Origin of the sequence: Verticiella alkaliphila, from assembly GCF_018904615.1 — a bacterium.
Classification (GTDB): domain Bacteria; phylum Pseudomonadota; class Gammaproteobacteria; order Burkholderiales; family Burkholderiaceae_B; genus Verticiella; species Verticiella alkaliphila.
Window position 1 is genome coordinate 56,163 of record NZ_JADCNH010000012.1, and the last position, 17,893, is coordinate 74,055.

The 17,893-nt window shown below is 68.0% G+C and carries 17 protein-coding genes and 1 pseudogene; 10 read left to right on the top strand and 8 right to left on the bottom strand.

All coding sequences use genetic code 11. From position 1 onward, the window contains the following. The first annotated feature begins 24 nt into the window (after positions 1 to 24). The 7 genes from gtdA (at position 25) to IMZ29_RS10235 (ending at position 6,658) form a co-directional block, all read left to right on the top strand. The gene (gtdA, locus tag IMZ29_RS10205) at positions 25 to 1,071 is read left to right on the top strand and encodes a gentisate 1,2-dioxygenase (RefSeq protein WP_216183379.1); all 1,047 of its coding nucleotides are present in this window, start codon (positions 25 to 27) and stop codon (positions 1,069 to 1,071) included. Positions 1,072 to 1,093: 22 nt separating this feature from the next. Continuing rightward, positions 1,094 to 1,792 (top strand): fumarylacetoacetate hydrolase family protein, encoded by a 699-nt coding sequence (locus tag IMZ29_RS10210; RefSeq protein WP_216183381.1) that lies wholly within the window; start codon positions 1,094 to 1,096, stop codon positions 1,790 to 1,792. A 13-nt stretch (positions 1,793 to 1,805) separates the two neighbouring features. Next, the gene (gene maiA / locus IMZ29_RS10215) at positions 1,806 to 2,441 is read left to right on the top strand and encodes a maleylacetoacetate isomerase (RefSeq protein ID WP_216183383.1); all 636 of its coding nucleotides are present in this window, start codon (positions 1,806 to 1,808) and stop codon (positions 2,439 to 2,441) included. A 14-nt stretch (positions 2,442 to 2,455) separates the two neighbouring features. Next, entirely contained in the window at positions 2,456 to 2,845 is a 390-nt protein-coding gene (locus IMZ29_RS10220; protein WP_216183385.1) for a chorismate mutase, read from the top strand. Further along, positions 2,842 to 3,831, top strand: a complete 990-nt coding sequence (locus IMZ29_RS10225) for a Bug family tripartite tricarboxylate transporter substrate binding protein (protein WP_216183387.1) — start codon at positions 2,842 to 2,844, stop codon at positions 3,829 to 3,831. The genes IMZ29_RS10220 and IMZ29_RS10225 overlap by 4 nt, the downstream gene beginning before the upstream one ends. A gap of 158 nt (positions 3,832 to 3,989) precedes the next feature. Continuing rightward, a complete protein-coding gene (locus IMZ29_RS10230; protein WP_216183389.1) occupies positions 3,990 to 5,201 on the top strand; it encodes a 3-hydroxybenzoate 6-monooxygenase in 1,212 nt (403 codons plus the stop codon). A 122-nt stretch (positions 5,202 to 5,323) separates the two neighbouring features. After that, the gene (locus IMZ29_RS10235; RefSeq protein WP_216183391.1) at positions 5,324 to 6,658 is read left to right on the top strand and encodes a hypothetical protein; all 1,335 of its coding nucleotides are present in this window, start codon (positions 5,324 to 5,326) and stop codon (positions 6,656 to 6,658) included. A gap of 13 nt (positions 6,659 to 6,671) precedes the next feature. On the opposite strand, the pseudogene IMZ29_RS10240 reads toward IMZ29_RS10235, so the two are convergent. After that, positions 6,672 to 8,044 (bottom strand): annotated as a pseudogene (locus tag IMZ29_RS10240) (FAD-dependent oxidoreductase). Between the two features lie 159 nt (positions 8,045 to 8,203). Here IMZ29_RS10240 and IMZ29_RS10245 point away from each other — a divergent pair. Further along, complete coding sequence (locus tag IMZ29_RS10245; RefSeq protein ID WP_216183392.1) at positions 8,204 to 9,100, top strand: LysR family transcriptional regulator; 897 nt, start codon at positions 8,204 to 8,206, stop codon at positions 9,098 to 9,100. A gap of 47 nt (positions 9,101 to 9,147) precedes the next feature. On the opposite strand, the gene IMZ29_RS10250 is transcribed toward IMZ29_RS10245, so the two are convergent. The 4 genes from IMZ29_RS10250 to IMZ29_RS10265 form a co-directional block, all read right to left on the bottom strand. Next, the gene (locus IMZ29_RS10250; protein ID WP_216183394.1) at positions 9,148 to 9,678 is read right to left on the bottom strand and encodes an NUDIX domain-containing protein; all 531 of its coding nucleotides are present in this window, start codon (positions 9,676 to 9,678) and stop codon (positions 9,148 to 9,150) included. Positions 9,679 to 9,772: 94 nt separating this feature from the next. Continuing rightward, entirely contained in the window at positions 9,773 to 10,537 is a 765-nt protein-coding gene (gene budC / locus IMZ29_RS10255) for a meso-2,3-butanediol dehydrogenase (protein ID WP_216183396.1), read from the bottom strand. Between the two features lie 40 nt (positions 10,538 to 10,577). Beyond that, positions 10,578 to 11,390, bottom strand: a complete 813-nt coding sequence (locus tag IMZ29_RS10260) for a slipin family protein (protein ID WP_216183398.1) — start codon at positions 11,388 to 11,390, stop codon at positions 10,578 to 10,580. A gap of 10 nt (positions 11,391 to 11,400) precedes the next feature. Continuing rightward, positions 11,401 to 12,804, bottom strand: a complete 1,404-nt coding sequence (locus IMZ29_RS10265; protein WP_216183400.1) for an NfeD family protein — start codon at positions 12,802 to 12,804, stop codon at positions 11,401 to 11,403. A 136-nt stretch (positions 12,805 to 12,940) separates the two neighbouring features. On the opposite strand from IMZ29_RS10265, the gene IMZ29_RS10270 reads away from it, so the two are divergent. After that, the gene (locus IMZ29_RS10270; RefSeq protein ID WP_216183401.1) at positions 12,941 to 13,777 is read left to right on the top strand and encodes a phytanoyl-CoA dioxygenase family protein; all 837 of its coding nucleotides are present in this window, start codon (positions 12,941 to 12,943) and stop codon (positions 13,775 to 13,777) included. Between the two features lie 25 nt (positions 13,778 to 13,802). Continuing rightward, a complete protein-coding gene (locus IMZ29_RS10275) occupies positions 13,803 to 14,171 on the top strand; it encodes a hypothetical protein (RefSeq protein ID WP_216183403.1) in 369 nt (122 codons plus the stop codon). Positions 14,172 to 14,238: 67 nt separating this feature from the next. Here IMZ29_RS10275 and IMZ29_RS10280 read toward each other — a convergent pair whose 3' ends face one another. The 3 genes from IMZ29_RS10280 to IMZ29_RS10290 are packed head-to-tail and all read right to left on the bottom strand — an operon-like array spanning position 14,239 to position 17,884. Further along, positions 14,239 to 15,018, bottom strand: coding sequence for an ABC transporter ATP-binding protein (locus IMZ29_RS10280; RefSeq protein ID WP_216183473.1), 780 nt, complete (start codon positions 15,016 to 15,018; stop codon positions 14,239 to 14,241). A gap of 32 nt (positions 15,019 to 15,050) precedes the next feature. Then, positions 15,051 to 16,847, bottom strand: a complete 1,797-nt coding sequence (locus tag IMZ29_RS10285) for a branched-chain amino acid ABC transporter ATP-binding protein/permease (RefSeq protein WP_216183405.1) — start codon at positions 16,845 to 16,847, stop codon at positions 15,051 to 15,053. Continuing rightward, the gene (locus IMZ29_RS10290; RefSeq protein ID WP_216183407.1) at positions 16,844 to 17,884 is read right to left on the bottom strand and encodes a branched-chain amino acid ABC transporter permease; all 1,041 of its coding nucleotides are present in this window, start codon (positions 17,882 to 17,884) and stop codon (positions 16,844 to 16,846) included. Before IMZ29_RS10290 ends, IMZ29_RS10285 begins: the two co-directional genes overlap by 4 nt. Positions 17,885 to 17,893 lie beyond the last annotated feature (9 nt).

The window sequence follows — 17,893 nt, forward strand, 5'->3', positions numbered from 1 at the left end:
CCCGGTCCCGATCCGGAGACTGCCATGTCCGCTTCCCAGCCCTCGGCCGAGCGTGCCGAGTACTACGACAGCATTGCTCGCAAGCATCTCGCGCCCCTCTGGGAATCGCTGCATTCGCTGGTCCCCCGTCAGCCGGCGCCACGTTGCCTGCCCGCGTTCTGGAAATACGACGACCTGCGCGCCGACGTGATGAAGTCGGGTTCGCTGATCTCGGCCGAGGAGGCCGTGCGCCGCGTGCTGATCCTGGAGAATCCCGGCCTCACCGGTCAGGCCAGCATCACGCAGACGCTCTATGCGGGCCTGCAACTGATCCTGCCGGGCGAGGTCGCCCCGAGCCACCGCCACACCCAGTCCGCGCTGCGCTTCATCGTCGAAGGCAAGGGCGCCTACACGGCGGTGGATGGCGAGCGCACCACCATGCACCCCGGCGACTTCATCATCACGCCCTCCTGGACCTGGCACGATCACGGCAATCCCACCGAGGCCGATGGCGGCGAGCCCGTCATCTGGCTGGACGGCCTGGACATCCCCCTGATCCGCAGCCTGGATGCGGGCTTCGCCGAGAACTACCCGCAGGCCGTGCAGCCGGTCACCCGCAACGAGGGCGACAGCTTCGCGCGCTTTGGTTACAACATGCTGCCGGTGCGCCACCAGGCGAGCCGCGCATCGTCCCCCATCTTCAACTACCCCTATGTGCGCAGCCGCGAAGCGCTCGACCAGCTCGCGCGTCACGGCGAACTCGACGCCTGGGACGGCGTGAAGCTGCGCTACGTCAATCCCGCCACCGGCGGCTGGCCGATGCCCACCATGGCCACCTTCATGCAGCTGCTGCCCAAGGGTTTCCAGGGGCGGCCGCACCGCAGCACGGATGGCACCATCTTCAGCGTCGTCGAAGGCACGGGGGTGGCTCGGGTCGGCGAACAGTCCTTCCATTTCGGCCCGCGCGACATCTTCGTCGTCCCGCCGTGGGCCCCGCTCGAATTGGGCGCCATGGAAGATGCGGTGCTGTTCAGCTACTCTGACCGGCCGGTGCAAGCCGCACTCAACCTGTTGCGCGAAGAGCGCCTGTAATCGACTTTCTGAAAGGACTTCCATGAGCTACGTCTTCCAGCCCGCCCCTCCCGTGGGCGTTCCCGTCGTCGGCAGCGACGCCCAGTTCCCCGTGCGCCGTGTCTACTGCGTGGGCCGCAACTACGCGGCGCATGCGCGCGAAATGGGCTTCGATCCCGATCGCGAACCGCCGTTCTTCTTCTGCAAGCCCGCCGATGCCGTCGTACCCGTGGCCGAAGGCAGCACGCTGGATCTCGCCTATCCGAGCCAGACGTCCAATCTGCATTACGAGATCGAACTCGTCGTGGCGATCGGCAAGGGCGGCTTCGAGATCGAACAGGACAAGGCCCTGGAACACGTCTTCGGCTATGCCGTGGGCCTGGACATGACCCGCCGCGATCTGCAGATCCAGATGCGCGAAGTCGGCCGTCCGTGGGAACTCGGCAAGGCCTTCGACCAGAGCGCGCCCATTGGCCCGATCTACCCGGCCGCGCAGACGGGCCAGCTCGATGACGCCGAGATCTTCCTGAAGGTCAATGGTGCCGACAAACAGCGCAGCACCACCAAGGCCCTGATTTGGTCGGTGGCCGAGACCATCGCCTACCTGTCGAAGTACTTCCGCCTGGAAGCCGGCGACCTCATCTATACCGGCACCCCGGAAGGCGTCGGCGCCGTCAAGCCGGGCGATCTGATGGAAGGCGGCGTGGCCGGCCTCGGCGGTCTGTCCGTCAAGATGAAGTAAGCCGGTGGCTACCATGAAACTGCACAGTTTCTTCAACAGCTCGACCTCGTACCGGGTCCGTATCGCGCTTGCGATCAAGGGTCTGCCGTACGAGTACGTGCCGGTGGATATCCGCAAGCTCGCGCACCGCACGCCCGAGTTCATCGACCTGAATCCCTCGGCCAACGTGCCGCTGCTGGAGGATGGCGAGGTGCGCCTGGGCCAGTCGCTCGCGATCATCGACTACCTCGATGCCGCGTACCCGGGCGTCAAGCTCATCCCGGCCGATCCCGCGCTGCGGGCCCGCGTCCTGGAAGTGTCCTACGCGATCTCGTGCGACATCCACCCCGTCAACAACCTGCGCATCCTGCGCTATCTGGTCAATGACCTCGGCGTGAGCGACGAGGCCAAGAACGGCTGGTATGCCCACTGGATCGCCGAGGGGCTGGCCGCGGTCGAGCGTCTGCTCGAGCGCCATGGCAGCGGGCCGTATTGCTTTGGCGAAGCACCGTCACTGGCCGATTGCTGCCTGGTGCCGCAGGTGGCCAATGCGATGCGCATGAAGTGCGACGTCTCGGCCTTCCCGCGCGTGATGGCGGTGTATCGCCATTGCGAAGGCCAGCCTGCCTTCCAGAAGGCGGCGCCGTCGGCCCAGCCCGACTACGCCTGACGCCGAGGATCGCCATGTCTGATACGACGGGTCGCGAGCCCGATACCCGTGGCCAGCCGCTGCGAGCCTACATCGACCCGGCGTATCAGCCGTTGTGCGACACGTTGGCCCAGGTGCGGGCCAACATCGATCGTCTGGATGACGAGATCGTGCGCCTGATGGCAGAGCGCGCGATGTACGTGAAGGATGCGGCGCGCTTCAAGGCCGACGCCTTCCAGGTGAGCGCGCCGGCCCGTCAGGCCGAGGTGTTCGCCAAGGTGCAGGCCCTGGCCGCCCGCCACGACCGCGGCTTCGAGAATTTCGAAGGCGTCGTCGATGCCACCTACCGCTGCATGGTGGCGGCGTTCATTGCCAATGAGCAGCTGTATTTCAAGAACATGAAAAGGTTAGGAGACACCGAATGAGTCAGTCGTCGAGCAAGTCGCTGTGGCGTCGCAGCCTGGGCGCCATCGTGATGGTGGCGCTTCCTCTGAGCGGTGCCATCGCGCAGGCGTGGCCCAGCCAGCCGTTCAAGCTGGTGGTGCCCTTCGGTCCGGGTTCCAGCCCCGACCAGGTCGCTCGCATCGTCGGTGAGAAGGCCGCGAGCCTGCTCGGCCAGACCGTGGTGGTGGAGAACCGCCCCGGGGCCAGCGGCAACATCGGCACCTATGCCATCGCCTCGGCCAAGCCGGATGGCTACACCTTCGGCGTGTCGATCACCGGCCCGCTGGTGAACAACACACTGCTCTTCAGCAACCTGCCCTACGATCCGAAGAAGGATCTCGTGCCGCTCACGCTGGCGGTGCACCAGCCCAACGTGCTGGTCGTGCCGGCCAAGTCGGGCATCAATGACATCAATCAGCTGCTCGAGGCCCTGAAGAAGAGCAACGACAGCTACAACTTCCCGTCCCCGGGTGCCGGCACCGTCTCGCATCTGGCCGTGGAGCTGCTCCTGCAGCGCATCGGCGCCAAGGCCGTCCACGTGCCCTATCCGTCTTCGCCTGCGGCGCTCACCTCGGTGCTCTCCGGCGACACGCAGTTCGCGGCCCTGCCGCCCATTGCCGTGATGCCCATGGTCAAGGATGGCCGCCTGAAGGCGCTGGCCGTCACGTCCTCGCAGCGCTCGGCCCAGTTGCCGGACATCCCGACCCTCGCCGAAGTCGGCGTGCCCGGCATCGAGGGCTCGGCCTGGATCGGGTTCGTGGCGCCCGCCGGCCTGGACGCCGACGTGCAGAAGAAGCTCTCAGACGCGCTCATCGCCGCCGTGAAGGACCCGGAGGTCGCCCGCCGCCTTCAGGGCCAATTCATGGATCCGGTCGGCAGCACGCCCGCCGAGTTCGCCGCCTACATGGACGAAGAGCTGGGCCGCTGGCAGCCGCTCATCAAGTCGCTGAACATCCAGGTGCAATAAGCCGTCCGGCCGCGGCGAGTCTTGTTCCGCGGCCTGTATCAATTGCCGTGGCGTGCGCAGCCGTGGCCTGCAGCATCCGGCAGGCCGTGGCGTCCTCGCCCACGGACTGCCTCCTCGGCCGGGCCGCGTGCCCCGCCTCGAACGTCAAGGAATACGTCATGCCTACTCCCTCGGATCAACCTTCGGTCATCGTCGTCGGCGGAGGGATCGGTGGCTTGGCCGCGGCGCTCGCCTTGGCACGCCAGGGCGTGGCGGTCGAGCTGCTGGAACAGGCGGCGACCATCGGCGAGATCGGCGCGGGCATCCAGCTGGGCGCCAACGCCTACGCGGCGCTCGATGCGTTAGGTGTCGGCGAGGCCGCGCGCAACCGGTCGGTGTTCACCGATCGCCTCCTGCTCATGGATGCCGTGGACGCCACCGAAGTGGCGCGGGTGGAAGTGGGCGATGCGTTCCGCGCCCGCTTCGGCAACCCGTACGGCGTGATCCACCGGGCCGACATTCACCTCTCCATTCTCGAAGCGGTCGAGAAGCATCCTCGAATCCAGTTCCGCACCTCCACCGTGGTCAAGGGCTACGTGCGGGATGGCCGCCACGTGGAAGTCATCGACACCCAGGGCAACCGCTATCGCGCCGATGCGCTCATCGGTGCGGATGGCGTGAAGTCGGCCATTCGCCAGCAGCTGATTGGCGATCCCGTGCGCGTCACCGGCCACGTCGTCTATCGTGCCGTGGTGGACGTCGAGAACATGCCCGAGGAGCTGCAGATCAATGCGCCCGTGGTGTGGGCAGGCCCCCACTGTCACCTGGTGCACTATCCCTTGCGCGGCGGCCAGCAGTACAACCTCGTCGTCACCTTCCACAGCCGCGAGAAGGAAGAATGGGGCGTGCGCGAAGGCAGCAAGGAAGAGGTCCTGTCCTACTTCCAGGGTGTGCATCCCCGCCCGCACCAGATGCTGCATCGGCCCACTTCCTGGAAGCGCTGGGCCACGGCCGATCGCGAGCCGGTCGACCACTGGAGCGAAGGCAACGTCACCGTGCTGGGCGATGCCGCCCACCCCATGACGCAGTACATGGCCCAGGGCGCCTGCATGGCGCTCGAGGATGCCGTCACCCTGGGCGAAGCCGTGCGCGTGGCGCAGGGCGACTTCGTCGAGGCCTTCCGGCGCTACGAAGCCGCGCGCATCCCCCGCACCGCCCGCGTCGTGTGGTCCACGCGCGAAATGGGCCGCATCTACCACGCCGCCGGCGTGGAGCGCCTCGTGCGCAACCAGCTGTGGGCGGGCCGCACGCAGGACAAGTTCTACGATGCCCTGCAGTGGCTGTACGGCTGGAAGGTGGAGAACTGCCTGGGCGTGCCGCAGGCGGGGTGATGCGCCCCGGCTCGAGTGGCCGGGCGCCCCGGGAGTAACATGTCGGGTTGGTGATACGACAGGCGGTCATGGTGGACGGGCAAGCAGGCAGTAGACGGTGGGCGGCGTTGAGCCCCGCCCTCATGGCAGCGCTCGTCGTCCTCAACCTCTGGCACCTGCTCGGTGGGCCACGCTGGCTCTTCTGGGGCATTGCGTTCGCGGCCGGGGCGTTCGTCTGGGCCGAGCGCGATGCCGTGCCACGCGGCATCCGGCGAGTGGCCCTGGTGCTCACGGCCATTGCCATCGTCGTCTGGCCGCTGGGCGGCGCGGGGCTGCACAGTCTGGAGCGCGGGCTCTACATCGGCGCCATGATTTCCTCGGTGATGGCCTGCGTGTCGCTGCTCGCCCGCGCGGCCCGCCACAGCCCGGCGCTGGGCACGCTCTCGGATCACCTGCTGCAGCAGGGCTATCGCCGGCGCTACGTGCTGCTCGCGGTGGCGGGGCAGGTGCTGCCCTGCATGCTGGGCTTTGCGGGCGTCCACCTGCTGCTGGGGGTGGCCCAGCGCGGGGCCCATGCCAACGAGGCGCAGCGCCTGGCGATGTTCACGGTGGTGAGCCGCAGCTTCTCGTCGGCCACGCTGTGGAGCCCCACCTTCGGCAACATGGTGATTCTGTTGGCTCTGTATCCGCAGCTGCGCTGGGGCCAGGTGCTGCCCGTCGGTCTGGCGCTGGCTGCGTCCATCATTGTCCTGAGCATGGTGGTGGATCGTCGCCTGTTGCGCGCGGCCGGCCCGGACGCGCCGCCCCCGCCGGCACCACCCGGCGTGTTACGGGCGTCGGCGGTGTTTCTCCTCGCCATGGTGGTGTTCTTCATCGCGGTGATGTGCCTCGCAGGATGGCTCCATCTGCCCGTCTCGGCAGGCATCTCGATGCTGGCTCCCCTGGTGGCGCTCGGCCTGCACTACCGCTTCGCCGGGGCTGGCCGCACCCCGAAGCTGGCCGCGCGCCGCGTGCTGGCCGATGCGCGCGATCTGCGGATCTTCGCCCCGGAAGTGCTCCTCTTCATGGCGGCGGGCTGCGGTGGCACCGTGATCGCCGACACCATTCCGCGCGAGTGGATCGGCGCGGTGGCCGGCATGATGGCAGGCTATGCGTTGCCGGCCATCCTGGCGCTGATCGCCAGCATCATGACGCTATCGCTCGTGGGCGTGCATCCCGTGCTCTCGGCTGTCCTGCTCGCGTCGACATTCAGCCCGGCGGCGCTGAATCTGCCACCGCTCATCCATGTCTGCACCTTGCTCACCGGCTGGTGCCTCGCCACGATCGTGGCGCCGTTCTCAATGACGAACATGACGGCGAGCCGCTATGCGGGCATCGGCCTTGTGGAGTACGGCATCCGGCAGAACGGCCGCTTCGCGGCCGTGTCCGCCCTGGTGCTGGTCTGCGTCCTGGCCGCCATGGCCGCGGTGGTGCGGTAGGGCGGCACGGCGCTCAGCCGATCGGCTGGCCCTCGTCGCCTGGCAGGCCGAGGAAGGCACCGTTTGCCTGCAACGTGGCTTGCAGCAGGGCCACGTCGACGTCGCGCACACGCTGACCATGACGCAAGGCCTGCGCGGCCGCGGTACCTGCCGCTTCGCCCATGACGAAGCAGGCGCCCGTCACACGCGCCGCCGATTGGCCCATGTGCGTCATCGAGGCGCAACGCCCGGCCACGAGCAGGTTGTCCACGCGTTGCGGCAGGATCATGCGCAGCGGCAGCTGGTTGTAGCCGCGCACGTTCGGCACGTCGGCAAACTTGAACACCACGTTGCCGGCAACGTGCGCTTCGATCGGCCAGCCGTTCACGCCGATGGTGTCGGCAAAGTCCACGCAGCCGAGCACGTCGTCTTCCGTGAGCTGGTACTCGCCTACCACGCGGCGCGTCTCGCGGATCCCCACCTGCGGCGCGATCTCGAGCAGATAGGATTGCTCGAAGCCCGGCGCGTAGGCACGCAGGAACTGATAGAAGTCCGCGATCTGCCGACGCCCCTGCAGCTCACCGGCTGACAGTTGCCAGGCATCGGTGCCGTCGATCGCCGAGCCATCGGCGTTGCTGAGCTGCGTGACATTGGCCCGCCATTCGGCCGGGTTCTTCTGCGGACGGATGATGGGTGTCTTGCGCGCGAAGCGGTGGCCTTCGGCCTCGGCCTTCTCCATCCATGCGCCGAAGTGGTTCCACGCATCGCCTGCGCGCGCGGCGTCCACGCCGTTCACGCGAAACATCGTCGAGGGATAGAGCATGCCGCCGTCGCCATCGCCCTTCTCGAACGGGGCTCCCGCGGCTGCCGCGAGGTCGCCATCGCCCGAGGCATCGATGAAGATCCGGCCGAGCACGGCGTGCCGACCTGACTTGGTTTCGACGAAGAGGGCGCGGATGCGGGCCTCGTCGTCCATCTGCACGCCCACCGCATAGGCATGGAAGAGGATCTGCGCGCCGCTGTCGACGACGAGCGTATCGGCAGCGAGCTTGTAGGCCGCCGTGTCGTAGGCCTGCGCGGCGATCTTGCCGCCGAAGAGAATGTGGGGCGTGGCCAGGCCGCCCAGGGCGCCGATGCGGTCCACCAGCTCACCGCCGACGCCCGCCACCACGCGCTGATGGCTGCCGAACACATTGGCGTGAAGACCGCAGAAGTTGGTGACGCCGGCCGCCGTGCCCATGCCGCCCATGAAGCCGTAGCGCTCGATCATGAGCGTGCGGCAACCTGCGCGCGCCGCCGCCACCGCAGCACTCATCCCGGCGGGCCCCCGCCCAGCACGACGACGTCGAACTCGCCCAATACCGGCGTGTCGCGGGGCGGTTCCTGAACGATGGCAGTCGTGGACATTCTGAACTCCGTAGTTTTCGTAGCAACGATCAAGAACGATCTTGCATTGTTCGCAAATCAGAGCATATTAGCTGCGAGAATCCGCGAGATTTCCGCTATATTGGCAGAGCAGTTTTCGCGTGTTACCAATGTTGCAGGCGACACATCCTCTCATTTCTCATGGATACTCTGCTCAATCTACGGGCCTTCATGACGACCGCGCGCGAGGGCAATTTCTCCCGCGCCGCACGGCAGCTCAACACGGTGCCCTCGGTCGTTTCCAAGCGAATTGCGCAGCTGGAATGGGAACTCGGCGCGCCTTTGTTCGAGCGCAGCACGCGCAAGATGATCCTCACGGATCAGGGCCGGCGGCTGCAGTCGCGTGCCGGCACGTTGCTCTCGCAGTTCGATGAGCTCGCGGGCTCGCTGAGCGGCGAGGCCGGTAGCCTGCAAGGGGGTATCCGGCTCAAGATCCCCACCTCCGTGGCCGTGGCTTTCCTTGGTGGCATGCTGGCCGAGTTCCAGTCGCGACACGAACGCGTGACGCTGGACGTGCTGCTCGTGGACCGGCCCGTGAACCCCGTCGAAGAGCGCGTCGACATCGCCATTGCCGGGCGAGACGCCACCTACGAAGGGGTCACTGACATTGCCCTCTGCCCGCTGCGCCAGGTCATCTGTGCGTCGCCCGCCTACGTGCGGCAACGCGGCGCGCCCACGCATCCACGCGAGCTGGCCGATCATGACTGCCTCATCTTCGCGCCATCGGGCACGACCTGGCACTTCGACGGCGCGCAAGGCCCGGTGAGCGTCGAGGTGCAGCCGCGCCTGCTCGCCAACGACAACTACATGCTGCTGTCCAGCGCCCGCGCAGGCAACGGCATCGCCATCCTGCCGACCTATCTGGCGCGGCAGGCGATCGATTACGGCATGCTCGTGCCGCTCATGCGTACGCATCCGTTGCGCGAGCGTTGGCTCAAGGCACTGGTGCCTTCGCACCGGGTGGGCGTGCCGCGCATCCAGGCGGTGATCAGCTGGATCCAGAAGGAGCTGGGCGACGTACCGCCCTGGGATCGCTAGTCAGAACACGCCGGGCGCGCCTGCCTTGGCGCCGCCCGGCAGCAGAATTATTCCGGTCGCGCCGGCGGCAGCGCGGATTCCTGCGGGTCGAAGCCCTGGCCCCGCAGCCAGTCGCGCAGGGCCAGGCCGGTTGCCGCGGGCCAGTACTTGGCGCGGTCCATGCGCACATAGCGCCACTCGGCCAGCTCTTCGTTGAGCACCACCTCGCCTTCGGCCTTCACGTGGTAGGCGATGATGAGCTGGTTCATCCGTTCGAACGGGTAGTGACCGATGAAGGTGGGCGGCTGCACGGCGCGCAGCCCAAGCTCTTCCTCCACCTCGCGCAACACGGCCTCGGCCGGGTCTTCGTGGCGCTCCAGAAAGCCCGTCACCAGCGCGAAGCGGCCCGGGGCCCAGGCCGCATTGCGCGCGAGGATCAGCCCGCCGTCATACTCCACGACGGCGGCCACCACCGGCGTCGGATTGTCCCAGTGGATGTAGCCGCAGCCATCCTCGCGGCAGACGCCACGGGCAAAGCCGCCGTGGTCCTCTTGCTGTAGCTCGCCCGCGCAGTGCGGACAGAATCGAAAGCCAGTCATTGTCGTTATCGGGCATGTCTCGGACAGGCCACTATACGCTGCTGGCACGCAGGCCGGCAGGCGTCAGGCGGCGTGGCAGCCGCCTAGCGTTGCCTCACATCCGCGGTTGCCCGTTGGAGGCGGACAGACCGCCGTCCACGGGCATGTTGATGCCGGTGACGAAGCCGGCATCGGCGCTGGCGAGGAAGGCCACGACGGATGCGATCTCGGACGCCTCGGCGGGCCGCCCCATCGGGATGCGTTCGGCAAAGCGCGCGAGCACATCCTGGTCGTCCTGCATGTCCTCGGTCATCGGCGTCAGGGTGAAGCTTGGGCACACCGCGTTGACGCGCACCCCGTCCAGCGCATGGTCCATCGCCATGGCGCGCGTCAGGTTCACGACGGCGCCCTTGGAGGCGTTGTAGGCCAGCATGCCCCAGTCGCCGCCCAGACCGGACACGGATGCCACGTTGACGATGCAGCCGCGCCGCGTCTTGAGGTAGGGCAGGGCTGCGCGACAGGTGTGGAAGATCCCATCGACGTTGGTCGCGAAGATGCGGTGCCACTCGTCCGGCGCGGTTTCCGTGACTGAGCCTTCCGTGGCCACGCCAGCCGCATTCACCAGGACGTCTAGTCCGCCACCCTGGGCGACGGCGAAGTCGATGAGCGCGTCGACATCGGCGCGCACCGACACGTCGGTGACTTTCACCAGACCTTGATGGCGGATCGGCAGGCTGTCGGCCACCCGCTGCAGCTTGTCGGCATGGCGTCCTGCCAGGATGATGGATGCGCCTTCGTCAGCCAGGCGACGCACGACGGCCTCGCCAATGCCGGAGCCGGCGCCCGTGACCACTGCGACCTTCCCCTCGAAACGCTTCATGGTTGCTTCTCCTGGAAACCCGGCGTCGCCGGGGCGAGCACTACGCGGCGTCGTTGCGCGCCGCTTGGACGGGCGCAGGGCCCGGAACGGGAGAGGCTGCTGGACGGGCACTGCCGTCCAGCAAGCCCTTCAAGAAATCGATCGGCATCGGGAACACGATGGTCGAGGACCGGTCGTTGGCGATGTCGTTGAGGGTCGACAGGTAGCGCAGCTGCATGGCGGCCGGCTCCTTCGAGAGCATCGTGGCAGCCTCGACCAGACGTTCAGCGGCCTGCTGTTCGCCCTCGGCATTGATGATGCGCGCGCGGCGGTTACGCTCGGCTTCGGCCTGGCGTGCGATGGCGCGCACCATGCTCTCGTCGATGTCCACGTGCTTGATCTCGACGTTGGCCACCTTGATGCCCCAGGCGTCCGTCTGGGCATCCAGGATGCCGCGCAGATCGTCGTTGAGCTTGTCGCGCTCGGAGAGCATCTCGTCCAGGTCGTGCTTGCCCAGCACCGAGCGCAGCGTCGTCTGGGCGAGCTGGCTCGTGGCCTCCATGAAGTTCTCGACGGCGATCACGGCCTTGTCGGCGTCCACGACGCGAAAGTACAGCACCGCATTGACCTTGACGGACACGTTGTCGCGCGATATCACGTCCTGGCTGGGCACGTCGAGCACCAGCGTGCGCAGGTCCACGCGCACCATCTGCTGGACGAACGGCACCAGCAGGATCAGGCCTGGGCCCTTGACCCCGGAGAAGCGGCCCAGCGTGAACACCACGCCGCGCTCGTACTCGCGCAGCACGCGAATCGCGCTCGCCAGAATGCCGCCGAGAATGACGAGAATGGCGACGTAGGGGATGAATGCCATGGAGAACTCCTCAGGTAGGCGGGTTCAGGGGTTCGACGACGATCGTCAGTCCGTCCCGCGCCGTGATGCGCACGCGCTGGCCGACCGCGAGCGGGCCGGCAGCACGGGCTTGCCAGGTTTCGCCTTGGGCGTGCACCTGGCCGTGCAGACCCGACCAGCGCAGCACCTCCCCCGTATCCTGTAGGAGGGCTTCGTCACCGGTCACCACGCGCCGGCGGTGCGCGCGCATCACCGCGGCCAGCACCACCGCCAGGAGCACCAGGCTCGCGAGCGACGCCAGCACGATGACGGGCGTGGCGAGCGTGAAGCCGGCGATGTCGCCGTCGAAGAGCAGGACGGAACCGACGGCAAAGACGGCCAGACCCGCGACGCCCAGCAACCCGAAGGTGGCCGTGAACGCTTCGGCCACCATGAGCGCCACGCCCAGGAGCAGAAGGCCGGCGCCGGCAAAGGTGATGGGCAGCATGTTGAGCGCGAAGAGGGCGGTGAGCAGGGCGACGCCGCCCAGCACGCCGGGAAAGATGGCGCCGGGGCTCATCACCTCGAAGATGATGCCGTAGATGCCGATCAGCAGCAGGATGTAGGCCAGGTTTGGGTTGGTGACCGCGGCCAGCAGGCGAGTACGCCAATCCGGCGCGTGCACCTCGACGGTGACGCCGGCGGTCTGCAGCGTGACCTCACGCTCGCCCAGACGCACGGTGCGCCCGTCGGCCTGCTTGAGCAGGCTGGCGGTGTCGGTAGCGACGATCTCGACGACACCTTGGGACAACGCCTCGGCAGACGGCAGGCTCGCGGCGTCGCGCACGGCAGATTCTGCCCAGTCGGCGTTGCGGCCGTGCAGGTCGGCCAGGCTGCGCAGGTAGGCCACGGCGTCGTTTACTGCCTTGTCGTGCGAAGCATCGCTCACCGGTGGCGTACGGGCGGGCTCCTCACCCTCGCCGGGCTTTGGCGCAGGTTCTTCGGGGGCGCCCCCCATGGAAACCGGCGTGGCTGCCCCCACGTTGGTGCCGGGCGCCATCGCAGCCAGGTGCGTGGCATACAGGATGAAGGCGCCCGCGCTCGCCGCCTGAGCGCCGCCGGGCGCCACGTAGCCGATGACCGGCATGGGCGCGCCGAGAATGGCGCGGTTGATGTCGCGCATCGAACTCACCAGCCCGCCCGGGGTGTCGATGCGCAGGATCACGAAGGGCGCATCGGCCTCGGCCGCCTGCGCCAACCCGCGCTCGACGTACTCGGTGGCAGCGGGCCCGATGGCACCCGTCAATTCGAGCTGGATGGCGATGGGGGCGGCGGGGTCCGGCGTGGATTGCGCGCGTGCAAGCCCGCTGACCAGCAGCAGGACCAGCAAACCTAGCCACAGGCAGGCCATGGGCGTGCGCTGGAGCAGGGGGACGTGACACGGTGTCTGCGGCATGCGGGAGCGCGCGCCTCGAAAAGCGTGGACGGGACTCGTGTTCCCAGCAAGCCGTGTACCGGCTAGCTGGCACGGTCAAGGAGAGGTAGGGTTGCCCCGGCACCGCCGGGTCTGGACTGAGGCACAATAGATCGTCATGCCCACTGCATCTTCTTCGTCGCCCGGATTGGCCCCTGCGCAGATCCGGCAGTTCGTCCGCGACGGTTACGTCAAGCTCGACCATGCATTCGACGCGTCACTCGCGGCGGCGGCGCGCGCGCGGCTGTGGGCGGACGCTGGCGCCGATCCTGAGGATCCCGCGACGTGGACCCGTCCGGTGGTCCGACTCGGGTGGTACGCGGACGGCCCGTTCGCCGAGGCGGCCAACACGCCGCTGTTGCACCGGGCCTTCGATCAACTGGTGGGTGAGTCGGCGTGGCTGCCCCGCGACAGCCTGGGCACCTTTCCGGTGCGCTTTCCGTCGCGTGAGGACCCGGGCGACGCCGGCTGGCACATCGATCCCGGTTTCGGCATGGAGGCGGCGCCCGAGGATTTCCTGGCGTGGCGCACCAATATCCATACCCAGGGCCGCGCGTTGCTGATGCTGTTCCTCTTTTCCGACGTGGGCCGTCACGACGCTCCCACCCGGCTACGGGTGGGTTCGCACCGTACCATGGCTCGCCGCCTGCATCCGGCGGGCGAGGCGGGGCTGGCCTTGCGCGATCTCGTCGGCACGGGCCTGCTGCCCGAAGGGCCCGTGCGGGACGTCCAGGCCACCGGCATGGCCGGGACGGTCTATCTGTGCCATCCCTTCCTGGTCCATGCGGCACAGCCGCATCGCGGCACGCGGCCGCGCTTCCTGGCGCAGCCGCCGTTGTTGCCGGCGGCTCCCCTGCACGAGGTCGCACCGGATTCCCCCGTGCTCACGGCCATCCGCGAGGCGCTGGCCGAGCCTCCTCCGCAACGTCGCGTGCGGCCTGTCTTCCTTCGTTGATCCCTTTCCTGGAGCCCGTCTTCCCATGCATTTCACCCGCATGCTCGTCACCGCCAGCGTCGCTCTGCTCACCGCGTGCTCAAGTATTGGTCAGAAGCCCTCGTTCGAGGCCAAGGAGCAGGCCGCCAAGGCTCGCCACGAGGCCATCCTCGACAAGGCGCCGCACCCCAATCTGGTCGGTACGGACGAATGGTATGCGTGGGTCGATGCTGCCGCCGGCATCACGGACCCCGAAGGCCATGGTCCGGACTACGGCTCGGCCGAGTGGAACCGCGCCGTGCAGCACAAGGTCATGGGTTTCGAAGCCGACGAGTCGATTGTGTTCGACAAGAACTGGCAGCGCCGGGTGGACCGCGCCATCCGCGAGGACCGCAGCATCTTCAAGGTGTTCTGAGGCGAATCGAGCCACGGCGCGGCACGCGTGCGGCCGGTGTCGCCGGCTGGCGGCCCTGGCCGCACCTTCAGTTCGTGGCCGCCGCGCCGTGACCCAGCCCCAGATAGATGTCGATCACGCGCGGATCCTGGGCCACGTCCTTCGCAGGCCCTTCGAGCGTGACGCGACCGGTCTCCAGTACGTAGGCGTAGTCGGCTACCTGCAGGGCCGCGCGCGCATTCTGCTCCACGAGCAGGATGGACACGCCCATCTCGCGCAGGCGCGCCACGATGCGGAACACCTCCCGCACGATGCGTGGTGCCAGCCCCAGGCTGGGCTCGTCCAGCATCAGGAGGCGCGGCTTGGCCATCAGGGCGCGGCCCACGGCCAGCATCTGGCGCTCGCCGCCCGACAGCGTGCCCGCAAGCTGACCGCTGCGCTCGCGCAGGCGAGGAAAGAGCTCATACACCTCGGCCAGCGTCTGATCCTGGTCGCGCAAGCCCGTGCGGTAGCGGTGAAAGGCGCCCAGCATCAGGTTGTCTTGTACCGTCATTTCCGAGAACAGCTCGCGCTTTTCGGGCACCAGATTCATGCCCGCCGCCACGCAATCCTCGATCTCGCGGCCGATGAGCGATTGGCCAGCCAGCACGATGTCGCCGCGGGCGGGCAGCACGGCCATGATGGCCGAGAGCAGCGTCGTCTTGCCTGCGCCGTTCGGGCCGATCACAGTCACGATCTGCCCCTGGCCCACCCGCACGCTGACGCCGCTCACGGCCTCGACTTTGTCGTAGGCCACGTGCAGGTCGCGCACGTCCAGCAGCGCGGGGGCGGCAGCCGCATCCGCCGTGGGCTGCACAGGGGCGGCCATGCGCGCACCCGACGTGTTCTCAGAATGTGCGCTCATTCGTCCGTCCCTCCCAGATAGGCTTCCAGCACCGCTGGGTTGCGCTGGATCTCTGCCGGCAACCCTTCCGCGATCTTCTCGCCGAAGTCCATCACCACCACGCGATCGACCAGGCCCATGACGAAGTCCATGTCGTGCTCGACCAGCAGGATGGCCAGGCCCTCGGCGCGCAGCTGCGACAGCAGGGCGGCGAGCTCCTTCTTCTCCTGGTAGCGCAGGCCGGCGGCGGGCTCGTCCAGGAGCAGCACGCACGGGTCCGACGCCAGCGCGCGGGCGATCTCGAGAATGCGTTGCTGGCCCAACGCCAGTGAGCCGGCCTCCTCCATCAGGTGGCGGCCCAGGCCGACGCGCTCGACCTGGCGCGCGGCTTCGGCCAGAAGGCGTGCCTCCTCGGCTCGGTCCAGCCGCCAGGCGGCCGGCAGCACGCCCCGCTGGCCCCGCAGATGGGCGCCGATGGCGACGTTCTCCAGCACGGACATGCGGTTGAGCAGGCGCACGTGCTGGAAGGTGCGCGACAGTCCCAGGCGCGCCACCTGGCGGGCATCCTGGCCCGTGACGTCGTGCCCGCGGAATCGCACCTGCCCGGAGGTGGGCACGTCCACGCCCGAGATCTGGTTGAAGAGCGTGCTCTTGCCCGCGCCGTTGGGGCCGATCAGGGCCAGGATCTCACCCGCGCGAACCTCCAGGTTCACGGCGCGATTGGCGATGAGCCCGCCGAAGGCCCGCGTCACGTCCACCGCCTGCAGCACCACCTCGCCGCGCGTCGGCTGTTCGCGACGCGGCAGCGGCTCGGCCGTGGTGTCCACGGTGCGCGCGGGCTTGCGCACGGGTACATACTTGGCCAGCAAGGGCCAGATGCCGCCGCGGGCGCGATGCAGCAGGTAGACCATGCCGAAGCCGAAGACGATGATCTCGAAATTGCCCGTCTGGCCCAGCAGGCGAGGCATCCAGTCCTGCAGCCACTGCTTGAGCACGGTGAACACGCCCGCGCCCACCACGGCGCCCCAGACGTGGCCTGCGCCGCCGATCACCGTCATGAAGAGGTATTCGATCCCCATGTGCAGACCGAAGGGGTTCGGATTCACGAAGCGCTGCATGTGGGCATAGAGCCAGCCCGAGGCGCAGGCCTGCAGCGCCGCGATGAGAAAGATCACCATGCGCGCGCGCGCCGTGTCCACGCCCATGGATTCGGCCATCACCCGGCCGCCCTTCAACGCGCGGATGGCCCGGCCTTCGCGCGAATCCAGCAGGTTGCGCGTCGTCCAGATGCCCACCAGCAGGAAGGCCCAGATGAGGTAGTAGATCTGGTCGCCACGCGCGAGCGTCACGCCCACGAGGTTGATGGCCGGGATGTCCGGGATGCCGCTGTGCCCGCCCAGGCCCGGCACGGAACCGAAGGCGAAGTACAGCGACAGGCCCCAGGCGATGGTGCCCAGGGGCAGGAAGTGCCCGGAAAGCTTCAGGGTGATCGCGCCCAGCAGCCACGCCACGGCCAGCGTGATGAGCATGCCCGCGATCAGCGTGAGCCAGGGCGAAGCGCCGAGCCAGGCCAGCCACGCGGGCAGCAGCTCGCCCTGGGTGGTGAGGATGGCCGTGGTGTAGGCACCCAGGCCCACGAAGGCGGCCTGCCCGAAGCTGGTGAGGCCGCCCACGCCGGTGAGTAGCACCAGCCCGATGGCGACCAGCGCGTACAGGCCGATGTAGTTGAGCAGCGTGACGTAGAAGGGCGGCAGCACCAGCGGGCCCACGGCGAGCAGGGCCAGGAAGAGGACGACGAGGCGGTTCGGGGTCATTCGTCTTCTTCCTCGACGTGGTGGCTCTTCAGGGAGCGCCACAGCAATACCGGGATGATCAGGGTGAACACGATGATCTCCTTGTAGGCGCTCGCCCAGAAGGAGGAGAAGGCTTCGATCAGGCCGACGAGGATGGCGCCGGCGGCCGCGAGCGGATAGCTCACGAGCCCGCCGATGATGGCCCCCACGAAGCCCTTCAGGCTCACCATGAACCCCGAGTCGAAGTAGAGCGTGGTGATGGGCGCGATGAGGATGCCGGACAGCGTGCCGATGAAGGCTGCGAGAAAGAACGTGGCCTTGCCGGCGAACACGGGCGAGATTCCCATCAGGCGCGCGCCCAGGCGATTGAAGGCCGCGGCGCGCAAGGCCTTGCCGTAGAGCGAACGCTCGAAGAACACGTACAGCGCCACGATCAGCAGCACGGACACCAGCACCACCCAGATTGCCTGGCTGTTGATCTGGATCGGCCCGAGCGGAAAGCTCGCGTCGCTGAAGGGGGCGGTGCGCGCACCCTGCGGGCCGAAGGCGAGCAGGCCCAGCCCGACCAGGGCCAGGTGCACCGCGATCGAGATGATGAGCAGCACCAGCACCGAGGCGCCGGCCACGGGCTGATAGAAAAGTCGGTACAACTGCGGTCCCATGGGCACGAGCAGGGCGAGCGTGAGCAGCGCCTGCACCACCATGGGCAGATCCGCCAGGGGCAGGCGATAGAAGAGGGCCGCCAGGATCAGCGGGTAGATCAGGGCCACGCCCATCCGCCATGCCGGGCGCTTGCGCGCCGTGCCGTGGCGGCGGGCCATCAGGTCCGCCAGCACTTCGGCCACCGCGAAGGCGAAGAGCAGCCACACCAGCAACACGGGCTGGCCGGCCTGGATGGCGGCCATGCTGAGCGCGCCGAATGCCACGAACTCGCCCTGCGGAATGAACAGGACGCGGGTGACGGTGAAGACCAGCAGGATGGACAAGGCCAGGAGCGCGTAGATGGCGCCGTTGGTGATGCCATCCTGAGACAGGATCAGGACGATCTGGGCATTCATGCGGGAGCT